Origin of the sequence: Paracoccus sp. pheM1, from assembly GCF_018499825.1 — a bacterium.
Taxonomy (GTDB): domain Bacteria; phylum Pseudomonadota; class Alphaproteobacteria; order Rhodobacterales; family Rhodobacteraceae; genus Paracoccus; species Paracoccus versutus.
Map to the genome: position 1 here is coordinate 761,830 of NZ_JAGXCX010000002.1, position 12,344 is coordinate 774,173.

Genomic DNA, 12,344 nt, shown 5'->3' on the forward strand with positions numbered 1-12,344 from the left:
CGGCGGTCCGCCCCATCAGCTTCTCCACGCGGGCTTCTGCATCTGTGACCGCGTCCTGAAACGATGTCTGTTGAACCGAACGCCGGAGCCGCACGATCGTCAGCTAGCAACGACCGCGCTGGGAGGGGCTCGGCAGGATGCCCGCTGCACCCAGCTGCCTGTTCAGGTCCCGCAAGGGTTTCCGGGCCGGCTTTCGACCTTGTCTCGTCCGGCAAGGTCGCAAATGCATTACCCTGTCGCCAGTGTTCCAGGATGATGCGCATGGCTTCAAGCATGCTGCAATCCTCCGACATCGCCAGGCGACGCGAGGCTTTCTATTTCGCCGCGCTCGATATGCAAGGTCGCATCGGCGATGGAGTTCAGCAGCTTGGGGCTGGATTCCGTGACCAGAATGGCGATATCGCGCTTGTTGCTGTGCAGATGGGCAAGGGTGCGGGCATATTCCAGCGCCAGCGCGGGGGCCAGGCCCTGGAACGGCTCGTCCAGCAGCAGCACCTTGTCGGCCAGCATCAACGCCCGGCCCAGCGCCACGATCTTGCCCTGCCCACCCGACACGCCGCCGCCCGGCCGCGCCCGCATAACCGCCAGTTGCGGCAGCAGGCTGTAGACCTCGTCCAGCCTGTGCGTGCGCTCTGCCGCGGACATCCGCCGCACCAGGGCGGGGACAAGGATGTTCTCCTCGACCGTGAAATCGGCGATCAGGCGCCGGTCCTCGGGGGCATAACCGATCCCAAGCCCGGCGCGGGCGTGTCCCGGCAGCGGCCCCAGTTCCGTTCCGTCGATGCGAACCGAGCCGGCCTTCCACGGCAAAAGCCCCATGATCGCGCGCAGGGTCGTGGTCTTGCCCGCCCCGTTGCGCCCGACCATCACCGTGGCCTTTCCCGCCGCCAGCGAGAAGCCGACATCGCGCAGCACCTCGACCCCCGCGATCTCGACCTTCAGATTCCTGACCGTCAGCATCACACCACCCCCACGACGCTTTCCAGAACCTCGGGATTGCTCATCACCTCGGCGGGTGTTCCCTCGGCCATGACATGGCCGGCGTTCCAGACCACCACCCGGTCGGCGTATTTCTGCACCACTTCCATGTCGTGCTCGACGAAAAGCGCCGAGAGACCGCGCCGGCGCATGGCGTTCATCAGCGTCTCCATGATGCGGAAACGCTCGATCGAGGACACGCCCGAAGTCGGCTCGTCCAGCACCAGCAGCTTGGGGTTCAGCGCAAAGGCCAGCGTGATGTCGGCAAGCTTGCGCAGGCCCTCGGGCAATGTGCCGGTCATCGTTTCGGCATCGGCGGCAAGGCCCAGCAGCTCCAGCACCTCCATCGCCTCGTCGCGATAGGCCCTGCGGTTCAGGGGCGTCAGCCCCTGCCAGATGCCTTCGCGCGCAGCGATGGCCAGCATCAGGTTGTCGATCAGGCTGTGATCGGTGAAAAGCTGCGGGATTTGGAAGGCGCGGGCGATGCCCTGGCGAGAGATGCGCCGCGGCGCCATCCGGGTGATGGGCCGCCCGTCCAGCCAGACATTGCCGCGATGCGGTTTCAGATAGCCGGTCACAAGGTTCAGGAAGGTGGTCTTGCCGGCGCCGTTCGGCCCGATGATGGCGACGAACTCGTTCCTTTGCAGGGCGAAGTCCACGCCATCGGCAGCCTTGATCGCACCGAAGGAGATCGCAAGATCCTCGGCCCGCAGAAGCGGCTGCGCGGATGCGGAATTGCTGGTCACAGTCCGGTCTCCTTGGTCGAGCCGCGGCGAGCCTCGATCAGGCCGTAGATGCCGCGGGGAAGGAAGAAGATGACGCCGATCAGCGCCAGGCCGATGATGAGGTTCCAGGCCTCGGCGGCCACCCCCACGGCGACGGTATGCAGGATCTCCAGGAAGACCGAACCGATGAAGGCCCCGGCGACCCCGCCGATGCCGCCCAGCACGGCGGTCAGCACCAGATGGCCGGATTCGGTCCAGAAGGCGAACTCCGGCAGCACGTGGCCGATGCTCATGGCGGCCAGCGCGCCGCCCAGGCCCGCCAGCGCCGCCGAGATGGTGTAGGAGGTCAGCAGGGTCTGCCAGGCCGAGACCCCCAGATATTCCAGCCGGACCTCGTTGGTATGGATCGCCGACAGGGCATGGCCCAGCGGGCTTTGCAGATAGCGATGCACCAGCCAGCCCAGCACCACCATCAGCAGGATGCAGAGATAAAACAGGAAACCGTCGAAGGCCGCCTTGCCCGGCGCCCAGCCCAGCACGGTCGGAACCGCGACGCGCAACCCGTCCGTGCCGCCGGTGATGCCGTAGAGCTTGGAGGTCAGGGCAAAGATCACCATCGACACGGCAAGGTTCAGCATGGCGAAGAAGATCGCCCGGTAGCGCACCAGAAAGGCGCCGAAGACCAGCCCCGCCAGCGCCGCGACCGCCGTCGAGGCGACCAGCAGCAGCACGAGGTCGCTTACCCCCGCCTTGCTGCCCAGAAAGGCCGTCGCATAGGCGCCGATGGCGAAATACATCGCATGGCCCAGCGAGATCAGCCCGCCCCTCAGCAAAAGCGCGACGCCGAGGGCGGCGAATCCCTTGGCCACCGCCAGCGTGATGACGAATTTCAGGTGGGGAAAGGCCACGGGAACCAGAAGCAGCAGCGCCAGCGCCGCGACAAGCAGGGGAATGGGTTTGCGCATCGCTCAGATCCTCCGGATGGCAGGCTTGCCGAACAGGCCATAGGGCCGGACCAGCAGCACGATCAGCATCACGAGATAGGGCGCCACCGCATCGAGTGCCGGGAACAAATAGATCGCCAGCACGCGGGCCGCCGCGACGATGACCGCGGCCAGTGCCGCGCCCTCGACCTGGCCCAGCCCGCCGATGGCCGCGACCGCAAAAGCCAGGACCATGGTGTCGGCGCCAAGGCCCGGCGCGACCCCGGCGGTCGGCGTCGCCAAGGCACCGCCAAGCGCCGCGAGAAAGATCCCCAGCGTGAAGGCGATGGTGAACATCCGCCGCGTGTCGATGCCCAGCGCCTCGGATATCTCGCGGTCGGCGACCACCACCGCCAGCAGCCGGCCCATGCGGGTATGGCCGATGAACACCCGCATCGCGACCAGCGCCACGACGGCCAGCGCGATCAGCAGAAGCTGATAGTTCAGGTAGATGATGCCGCCGATCTCGATGCTGCCCAGCAGCGCCACCGGCGTGTCCTCGTAATAGGACGAGACGCCGAAGACCAGCCGCTGCAAATCCTCGAGGATCAGGAACAGGCCGAAGGTCATCAGGATCTGCACCGCCTCGCCGCGGCCATAGGTCCACTGGACCAGCGTCCGCTCGATCAGCGGGCCGAAAAGCGCCGCCACCAGCGCCGCCGAAACCAGCAACGCCGGAAAGGTCAGCCAGGGATTGAGGCCGGCGCTGACGATCCACAGGCCGATGCTGGCCGAAACATAGGCGCCGATGGAATAGAAGCTGCCATGCGCGACATTCAGGATGCGCAGGACGCTGAAGACGAGTGTCAGCCCGAACGCCACGAAAAAGATGAGCGCGGCATTGGCAAGGGCATCCACGAAAAGTGGAACGATGGTCTGGAACATGACCCTTCCTGCTGATGTATCGGAATGGAAGGCGTGCCGGGCGGCCATGGCCGGCCCGGCACGAGGCGCTAGTTATAGCTGCCCGGCCGGGGCAGGTCGGCCAGGAAATCGGGCGTCAGCGTGCCGATCCAGGCGATGGGATCCTGCCCCACCGGCGCCAGCAGCGCCTCGCCGTCATAGCGCACCATCCCTGTCATCACCGGCCGGTCGACGCCCTCGGCCCTGCCGACGGTGCCGATCACCTGGTCGACCACGCCGTCATTGTCGTCGCGGAAGGTGGTCGTGCCGGTCAGGGTCTGGACCGACAGCCCTTCCAGCGCGGCGACGACTTGCTCGCGATCGGGCCAGGCGCCGTCATTGTCCGAGATGGCCTTTTCATAGGCGGCTTTCAGCACGATCAGGCTGTTGGCCATCTTGATGGTGGGAAAGACCGGATCGCTGCCGTATTTCTCGCGATAGGCGGCGGCAAAGGGCTCGGCCTCGCCGATGGTCCTTGCATCGGGCGACATCCACCAGCCGTCGCCCAGCACGCCGACGATGGTGCCTTCGGGCAGGTCGACCCGCTGCATCACCGTCTCGCCCAGCGCCAGCACCACCGCGCTTTGCCGGAACAGGCCGCGCGGGCCGGCCTGGCGCACGAAATTCTCCAGATCGCCGCCCCAGAGGTTCGAGAACACGACATCCGGCCGCGCCGCCGACAGGCGCGAGATCTCGGTCTGGTAGGTCGAGGCGCCGAGCTTGGGATAGAGTTCGGCCACGATCTCGACCTCGGGCCTGACCGCCTTCAGCGTGGCCTTCACGATCTCGGCCGCATCATGGCCGAAGGCATAGTCCGGATTGATGATGGCGACCCGCTTCACCTCGGGATGCTGCTGCAGGAAATACAGCGTATAGGCCATGAACTCGGCGATGGTGTTGCCGTTCGGGCGATAGAAATAATCCGGCTGGTCCTTGAGGAAAAGCTGGTGGGTGTCGCAGTTCCAGCCGATGGTCGGCATCTTCAGCTGGTCGGCCAGCGGCGACAGCGCCAGGCAATTGCCCGAGGACAGCGCCGCGATCATCGCCTGTGCCCTGCCGCCTTCGGCAAGGCGGCGATATTCGGCGATCACGCCTTCGGCGCCCTGCGCCTCATCGACATAGGTGGCCGAGACGGGCACGCCGCCAATGCCGCCTTGGGCATTGATCCTTTCGATCATCAGTTCGGCGCCCTGCTTGCCCGGCAGGCCATAGGCGGCCGAGGGGCCCGACAGGAAGGTGAATACCCCCAGGTCGAGGCGGGCGGGCTTGTCCTGCGCCCAGCCCGCGCCGGTCATCAGCGCGGCTGCGGCGGCAGCAGTCATGGCAAGTCGAAACTTGGGTTTCGGCATGGTGAGGTTCCCTGTTGGCAAGTCCGTTGCGATATATTTTCATCTTGTAAAATATCACAAGCACATTAATGCTGGACCCGTCAAGACGGAATGTCGGCCAGGCGCGTTCGCAAACCCTTTCAGCCGGCCGGCACCCGCATCTTGGGAAAACTGCCAAGCAAAGGAGCATCCCTTGAAAATCGACATGAATGTCGCAAGCCTGTCGGGCAGCACGCCGCTATGCTTTGAAATCAACGACCTGGTCATCGCGGGCTGGGCCGGGCGCGACAAGGAGGCGATGGAGCATCACATCCGCGAACTGGAGGCGCTGGGGGTGAAACGTCCCGAGACGACCCCGACCTTCTACCGCGTCGCGGCGAATCGGCTGACGACCGGGGGGCGGATCGAATGCAACGGCAGCGCCTCTTCGGGCGAGGTCGAGACGGTGATCATCGCGCAGGGCGGCAAGCTTTATGTCGGCATCGGCTCGGACCATACCGACCGCGAGGTCGAGACCTACGGCATCACCGTGTCCAAGCAGATGTGCGACAAGCCGGTCGGCGCCGAGGTCTGGCCCTTCGACGAGGTGGCGCCGCATTGGGATTCGCTGATCATCCGCAGCTGGCTGACCGCGGACGGCAAGCGCAGCCTCTATCAAGAGGGCACGGTGGCCGGGCTGCTGGACCCGGCGGATGTCATCGCACGCTACACCCAGGGCGCGGACCTTCCCGACGGCACCGCGATCCTGGGCGGAACCACGCCCGCCATCGGGGGAATCCGGCCGGGCGAGGTCTTCGAATGCGAGCTGGAGGACCCGGTGCTTTCCCGCAAACTGCATCTGGTCTATGAAATCAAGGAACTGCCGATCAGCGGCTAACAGCATCGAGGCCCCAATGGATCGCAACTCCGATCCCGTCATCGAGGATTCGCGGCAAGGACCGAAACGCGGGGTCAGGAAACTGTCCCTGCGCGACCAAGCCTATGAGGCAATCAAGAAGCGGATCGTGAGTTGCGAATTGCGTCCCGGCGAGGCGGTGACCGTGGCCGACCTGGCCGAGCAGCTTCAGATCGGCCGCACCCCGGTCTTTCAGGCCATCGACCGGCTGACGGTCGACGGCCTGGTCGAGGTGATGCCGCGCAAGGGCGTGGTGGTCGCGCCGATCAGCATGGACAGCCTGGTCGAGATCATCGAGATGCGGCTTCTGAACGAGGCCCAGGCAGCGAACTGGGCGGCGCAAAAGGCCACGCCGCAGGAAATCGCCCAGCTCGACGCCAATGTCGCCGCGACATGGCGGGCCGCGCAGGACCACGACCTGGAGCAGATGATCGAATGCGACCGGGACTTCCACCGGCTGCTGAGCGGCATCGCCGGCAACACCATCCTTGCCGAGTTCCTGGGCAACCTGCACGACCGCTCGTTGCGGTTCTGGTTCCTGTCGCTGCGCGCGCCCGACCACAACCTGCGCGTCTGCGAGCAGCATGCCGCCATCGTCGAGGGCATCCGGGCGCATGACCCCGAGGCGGCCGAGAAGGCGATGCGCGAGCATATCTCGGCCTTCCACAAGAACCTGACCCAGCAGAACCTGCGCGGCTGATCCCCGGCTGGCTGCGCCGGGGACGCCGGTTCAGGCGGCCAGCACCCGTTCGACGCCGCGCGCGAACGCAAGCAGGTCGCGGTCGGCCAGGGTTTCGCCCATCAGCGTCAGCCCCACCGGCAGGCCGTCGACGGGAAGCGGCAGCGAGATCGCGCAGCGGTCCAGGAAATTCGCCACCGTCGGATTGCGCAGCGCCAGCAGGTTGGTCGCGCCGAAAAGCGCGTCGTCGGCCTCCAGCGCCGCTGTCTCGGGCGCGATGATCGGAACGGTCGGCATCAGCACCGCCGCGAAATCCGCGGTGATCCCGTTCGCCCGGCCGATCATGGCAAGGCGGGCTTCCAGCAGGCTCGCATATTCGCCCGGCCGCAGGGTCTCGCCCTTGCGGATGCGGATGGCGACGCGCGGGTCATAGCCGGCCTCGCACCGCGCCAGGCGCTCGCGGTGCCGCTCCAGCGCCTCGGCCGCGACGATGCCGCCGCGGGCGTTCAGCTCCGGCAGCCGGTCCAGGTCGGGCAGGCGGATGCGGGTCAGCCGTGCCCCTGCGGCCTCGATCCGGCGCAAGGCGGCCTCGAAGGCGCGGGCGACGGCGTCATCCATGTCCTCGGTGACGTAATTCTCCAGCACCGCGAAGCGCAGCCCCGACAGCGGCGCGGCATCCGGTGCGGCGATCGGCTCGCCCGCCAGCGCGGCATCCACGAGGGCGCAGCATTCGACCGTCCGGGCGATGGACCCTACGGAATCGAAGCTGTGCGACAGCGGGAACACGCCGCTGCGCGGCACCCGCCGCGCCGTGGGCTTGAAACCGACAAGGCCGCAGAGCGCCGCCGGGATGCGGCACGAGCCGCCGGTATCGGTGCCCAGCCCGACCGCCGCCATGCCGTCCGCGACCGAAACCGCCGCCCCCGAGGACGACCCGCCCGGAATGCGGCTGCGATCGGCCGGATTGCCGGGCGTGCCGTAATGCGGATTGAGCCCCAGCCCGGAATAGGCGAATTCGGTCATGTTGGTATGGCCCATCACCACCATCCCGGCCATGCGCAGCCGCCGCACCGCCTCGGCATCGGCACGGGCAGGCGGCGCCTGCTCCATCACCCTGGCCCCGGCCGTCGTCACCTTGCCCTGGATGTCGAACAGCGCCTTGATCGAGACGGGCACCCCGGCCAGCGGCGACGAAGCCCGCCCCTCGGCCCGCATCCGGTCGGCCAGGCCGGCCATGGCAAGGCTGCGGTCGGGGTCGATCATGGTAAAGGTGCGGCGTCCCTCGCCATCGCCGTCAAGGATGCGGTCCAGGCAAGCCGATGCCAGCGCCGTGCCGGACAATTCGCCCGCCGCCATGCGGCGGGCCAGAACGGAGACGGGCTCCATCACTTGTCCTGATCGTAATAGTGGATCTCCATCAGCACGCAGCCGTTCTCGGACTTGAACGGGCCGTGATAGGCCCCCGGCGGACGACAGGCATAGGTGTTGGCCTGGAAGGATTCGCCGCCATCCCCGTTCTCGTCATTGCCCACGGTCAGGTCGCCCGAGACGAGATAGACCTCTTCCCAGTAGTCATGAACGAAAGGCGCGGTGGTAAAGACGCCGGGCTGAAAGCGCAGCAGCCGGGTGCGATTGCCTACCTTGGCCTCTTCGTCCAGCCTGCCGGCCAGGATCTTCTGCTGGATGCCGGCGGGATAGCCCGGCGGCGTGTGCCAGCCCTCGGTTTCCATGTCGATGGCGTGGAATTCCTTGTGTTCCTTGTCGATGGCCATGAATGCCTCCTTTGCTGCGGAATTGGGCTATTGCGAAACCTGGGCCAGCTCGGCCTCCAGGGAGTAACTGTCGAGCATGCGGTCCACGAGGCCGGTGGCACCGTCCCAGTCGAAGGTGCGGAACGAGTGGTTCTTGGTCACGAAGGTCGCGCCGGCATAGAACATCTCGTATTGGGTGTGACGCGAGGCGAATTCCGAGCCGATCGCATCCCAGGCCAGCTTGAAGAACTTCACCCGCCCCTCGGAATCGGTGGTGGGCGATTGTTGGGTCTTGCCGATCAGGGCGCGCAGTTCGGGATTGCCGAAATCCTCCAGCGACGAGGGCAGCATGATCAGCCCGCCGCCGGCCAGATCGCGCAGCGCGCCGATGAAGGCATTGTAGTTCTGCTGCGTCAGCACCTGCGCCGAATACAGCATCGAGCCGTCGGGCACATAATAGCCGTTGACCATCTTGCCCTTGGCCTCCAGCGCATGGACGAAAGCCTCGACCATGGTGCATTGCGCGGCAAGTTGGCCCAGCGTCTCGCGCACCTGCGGGAAGGCGATGATGCCGTTGGTCTCGGCGATCTTGCGCGCGATGCCCATCAGGAAGCGCATCTTCACCATCAGCCGGATCTGCGCCTGATAGTTCTGATAGACATGCGCCGGGGTGGCGTGGAACTGGCCCGAGGTGAGCTTGAGATCCTGGTTGACGAAGACCCGGTCCCACGGAACCTTCACGTCGTCGAAATAGAGCACCGCGTCGTTCTCGTCGAAACGCGAGGCCAGCGGATAGTCGAAGACGTTTCCGGCATGCTCCTCGTAGGATTTCCGCGACAGGATCTTCAGCCCCTTGGCGTTCATCGGGATGGCGAAAGAGATCGCATAGCGTTCCTCGCCCTCGCGCAGCGGCTGGATGCAGGTCACGAAGACCTCGTTGGCGACGATGCCGCCGGTGGCCAGCATCTTGGCGCCGCGCACGGTGATGCCCTCGGCGTCCTGATCCACGACGCCGGCGGTCAGGAACGGATCGGCCTGCTCATGCGCGGCTTTCGAGCGGTCCGCCTGCGGGTTGATGATCACATAGGTCAGGTAAAGTTCGTTGTCGCGCGCATAGTGATAGTAATCCGACAGCGCCTTGGCGCGGGCGGGGTCATGCGCCTCGAATAGCGGCAGCCCCATATACATGCCGGCGATGCACGAGGCGACGTGATCGGGCGCCCGGCCCAGAAAACCGCCATGCAGTTCTGTCCAGGCCTCCAGCGCCCGGCGGCGCTCGACCAGATCGGCATAGCTGCGCGGCAACTGCCAGATCCGGTTGGCACGAAACCCGGTATCGGTCTCGAAGGTCATCAGGTCCAGGTTTTCCGGGCGCGACTGGAAATCATACATCCGCGCCACCGATTGAACGGTTCGCCGGAACGAGGGGTGTTCGGTCACATCCCCGGCCTCGGCGCCGTTGATGAAAACCCTGCGCCCATCGCGCAAGGATTCGACATGTTGCTGTCCGGTCTTGAACATCAGGCTCTCCTGTTGGTGATTGTCAGTAATGGATGTCGAGCGGCCAGAGCGACGGCGCCGCCTCGCCCTGGTGCAGCGAGGCATAGCGGCCCTGCGCAAACACCAGCGGCGGCCGCTCGGGATGGGATGCAAAGCGGCGGACCCGGCCAAGGAACAGCACATGGTCGCCGCCGTCGCAGCGGGCATGGGCATCGCATTCGAAGACAGCCGCGGCGCCGGGCAGCAGAGGCGCCCCGCCATGGCCGGGCCGGTAATCCACCCCCTGCCATTTCGCGCCCGGCCGGGCAAAGCGGTTGGACAGCGCCTGCTGGTTCTCGGCCAGAACATGGACGGCATAGCTTTCTACCGCCTCCCATGCCGGCAGGCCGCGGGCCTTGCGGTCGATGGAAAACAGCACCAGCGGCGGATCAAGCGACAGCGAATTGAACGAGCTCATCGTCATGCCCAGCAACTCGTCGCCGAGACGGGCGGTCATGATGCAGACGCCGGTCGGGAACTGGCCGAGGGTCCGGCGCAAGGCGAGCGGGTCGGTGACGGTCATTTCTCGTCCTTTCCATCGTCCAGCAGGTAATCGGCCAGCGTGGCCGCGCGCCCGGCGCTTGCCCGCATCCGGCGCATGATCTTGCAGAGCAGGCGGAAATCCTGGGCCGAGAGCGGTTCGAAGAGCGTGTCGTTCACCTCGCGCTGCAACGGGGCAAGCTGCAGCAGCAGCGCGACACCGCGCGGGGTCAGGGTCAGGTTCACCCGGCGCTGGTCCGCGGGATTGGTCTTCTTGTGGATCACCCCGAGCTTCGCCAGCCGCTTGGTCTCGATGGTGATGAAGGCGCCGGACAGGCCAAGATGGTCGGCCAGTTCCTTCACGCCGACGCCCTTCTCGCCCTGGAACTGCCGGATCGCCGCCAGGATCGTGTATTGCGGCCCCGACAGGCCCAGAAAGGTGCCGAAGCGGTCGCGCATATGCTCCAGCCCGGCAAAGACCGACAGCATGTCATGCAGCATGTCGCGGAAACCGTCGTCCGAGCCATGGTCCAGCAATTCGTCGCGGCTGACGGTCAACCCCTGCTCCTGCAGTTCTGCATCCCTGCGAATCATCAGATCATCCTGTGATATTTCAGAAGATGATTAATTGAGAATGCTAAGCTGTAAAGCTATTTTTTGTCGGATCGGCGCTTTTCGGGCGGAGGCGCAGAGAAAGGCGAGCAGGCGGCGCTTCCGGCGCACCCGCTCGCGGAAAAGAAGGCAATCGCCGTGAGCGGCTGTCGACGGCGCCGGCCCCAGCCGCCCTTCTAGGCCGGCACGGCCTCTGCATTGGCCTGGCGATAGCGGCCCAGCAGCGATACGCTGACCAGCGAAATGCCCGCCAGGGTGCTGGCAAAGACGGCGAGCGGCCACCATTCTCCGCTGAACTTCTCGGCCAGGATGGTTCCCAGCACCGGCGTCAGCCCTCCGGCGATGGCACCGCAGAACTGGTAGCCGATGGAAATCGCGCTGTAGCGAACGCGAGCCGGGAATATCTGCGAGATATAGCCGGCGATCACCGCATAAGCGAAGGCGCCGAAGATGATGTTGACGATCAGCCCGACCTGGATCAGCGCGTAATTGCCGGTTTCAACCACCATGAACACCGGATAGGGCGTCAGGACCGAGATGCCCAGGCAGACTTGCAAGAACAGGCGCTCATTGCCCATCCTCTCGGCGATGCGGGCGCCGATCGGCTGGCACAGAAGCTGCGCCACCGCAGTCCAGAACAGCGCGTTCAGGATCGTGGCGCGCGGAAGGCCGGCATATTGCGTGGCATAGGCGACCAGGAAGGTATTGTAGAAATAGACCGCCGCGATGCCGAAAGTATTCGCACCCATCGCCAGGAAGATGGCACCGCGCCAGTCGCGGAACACCTCGACCGCCGGCAATTTGGCCGGTTTCCCGGTCTGCCGGACCTTCTCGAATTCCGGGGTCTCCTCGATGTTGAGGCGGATGACCAGGCCGACGCCCAGCAACACGATGCTGACCAGGAACGGCACGCGCCAGCCCCAGTTCAGGAACACCTCCTGATCGACCAGCCCGGCGATGCGAAAGGCCAGCAGCGCCAGCACCAGACCGGCCGGACTGCCCAACTGCGCGAATGAGGCGAAAAAGGTCTGCCGTCCCTTGGGCGCATGTTCCGCCGCCAGCAGCACCGCGCCGCCCCATTCGCCGCCGACCGCAATGCCCTGGAAGATGCGAAGCACCACCAGCAGGATCGGCGCCCAGACGCCGATCGTCGCATGGGTCGGCAGCATGCCGATCAGGGCGGTGGCGATGCCCATCATGACCAGCGTCACCACAAGGATGTTCTTGCGCCCCATCCGGTCACCCAGATGGCCAAAGATCAGCCCGCCCAGCGGACGGGCAAAGAAGCCGACCGCAAAGGTGCCGAAGGCCGCGAGCGTGCCGATATAGGGCGACGATCCGGTAAAGAACAACGGCCCGAACACCAGCGCGGCGGCGAAGCCGTAGATGTAGAAGTCATACCACTCGATAGTGGTGCCGACGAAAGAGCCCAAGGCGGCCCGCCGGGATTGGGATTTCCTGTCTTGCATTG

General features: G+C 65.7%; 13 protein-coding genes. 2 read left to right on the forward strand and 11 right to left on the reverse strand.

Translation table 11 applies throughout. From position 1 onward, the window contains the following. Positions 1 to 267: 267 nt before the first annotated feature. The 5 genes from KF941_RS17850 to KF941_RS17870 all read right to left on the reverse strand — a co-directional run bounded on the left by KF941_RS17850 (position 268) and on the right by KF941_RS17870 (position 4,938). Positions 268 to 960, reverse strand: coding sequence for an ATP-binding cassette domain-containing protein (locus KF941_RS17850; protein ID WP_214274095.1), 693 nt, complete (start codon positions 958 to 960; stop codon positions 268 to 270). After that, positions 960 to 1,724 (reverse strand): ABC transporter ATP-binding protein, encoded by a 765-nt coding sequence (locus KF941_RS17855; protein WP_036758301.1) that lies wholly within the window; start codon positions 1,722 to 1,724, stop codon positions 960 to 962. Before KF941_RS17855 ends, KF941_RS17850 begins: the two co-directional genes overlap by 1 nt. After that, entirely contained in the window at positions 1,721 to 2,668 is a 948-nt protein-coding gene (locus KF941_RS17860) for a branched-chain amino acid ABC transporter permease (RefSeq protein ID WP_072463299.1), read from the reverse strand. The genes KF941_RS17855 and KF941_RS17860 overlap by 4 nt, the downstream gene beginning before the upstream one ends. Positions 2,669 to 2,671: 3 nt before the next feature. Then, positions 2,672 to 3,571 (reverse strand): branched-chain amino acid ABC transporter permease, encoded by a 900-nt coding sequence (locus KF941_RS17865; protein WP_036758298.1) that lies wholly within the window; start codon positions 3,569 to 3,571, stop codon positions 2,672 to 2,674. A gap of 68 nt (positions 3,572 to 3,639) precedes the next feature. Next, entirely contained in the window at positions 3,640 to 4,938 is a 1,299-nt protein-coding gene (locus KF941_RS17870) for an ABC transporter substrate-binding protein (RefSeq protein WP_036758296.1), read from the reverse strand. A gap of 172 nt (positions 4,939 to 5,110) precedes the next feature. Between KF941_RS17870 and KF941_RS17875 the strand changes: the two genes are divergently transcribed. Both KF941_RS17875 and KF941_RS17880 read left to right on the forward strand, forming a co-directional pair. Then, a complete protein-coding gene (locus KF941_RS17875) occupies positions 5,111 to 5,794 on the forward strand; it encodes a DUF2848 domain-containing protein (RefSeq protein ID WP_214274096.1) in 684 nt (227 codons plus the stop codon). A 16-nt stretch (positions 5,795 to 5,810) separates the two neighbouring features. Further along, entirely contained in the window at positions 5,811 to 6,512 is a 702-nt protein-coding gene (locus KF941_RS17880) for a GntR family transcriptional regulator (protein ID WP_166435422.1), read from the forward strand. Between the two features lie 30 nt (positions 6,513 to 6,542). On the opposite strand, the gene KF941_RS17885 is transcribed toward KF941_RS17880, so the two are convergent. The 6 genes from KF941_RS17885 to KF941_RS17910 all read right to left on the reverse strand — a co-directional run bounded on the left by KF941_RS17885 (position 6,543) and on the right by KF941_RS17910 (position 12,342). Then, on the reverse strand, positions 6,543 to 7,877 hold the full coding sequence (locus KF941_RS17885; protein WP_214274097.1) for an amidase: 1,335 nt from the start codon (positions 7,875 to 7,877) through the stop codon (positions 6,543 to 6,545). Next, on the reverse strand, positions 7,877 to 8,263 hold the full coding sequence (locus KF941_RS17890) for a cupin domain-containing protein (protein WP_214274098.1): 387 nt from the start codon (positions 8,261 to 8,263) through the stop codon (positions 7,877 to 7,879). The genes KF941_RS17885 and KF941_RS17890 overlap by 1 nt, the downstream gene beginning before the upstream one ends. Before the next feature lie 27 nt (positions 8,264 to 8,290). After that, entirely contained in the window at positions 8,291 to 9,763 is a 1,473-nt protein-coding gene (locus KF941_RS17895) for a 4-hydroxyphenylacetate 3-hydroxylase N-terminal domain-containing protein (protein WP_036758288.1), read from the reverse strand. Between the two features lie 22 nt (positions 9,764 to 9,785). Beyond that, positions 9,786 to 10,304, reverse strand: coding sequence for a flavin reductase family protein (locus KF941_RS17900; protein WP_036758286.1), 519 nt, complete (start codon positions 10,302 to 10,304; stop codon positions 9,786 to 9,788). Further along, complete coding sequence (locus KF941_RS17905) at positions 10,301 to 10,855, reverse strand: MarR family winged helix-turn-helix transcriptional regulator (RefSeq protein WP_114537925.1); 555 nt, start codon at positions 10,853 to 10,855, stop codon at positions 10,301 to 10,303. Before KF941_RS17905 ends, KF941_RS17900 begins: the two co-directional genes overlap by 4 nt. Before the next feature lie 194 nt (positions 10,856 to 11,049). Beyond that, positions 11,050 to 12,342 (reverse strand): MFS transporter, encoded by a 1,293-nt coding sequence (locus KF941_RS17910; protein ID WP_214274099.1) that lies wholly within the window; start codon positions 12,340 to 12,342, stop codon positions 11,050 to 11,052. Positions 12,343 to 12,344 lie beyond the last annotated feature (2 nt).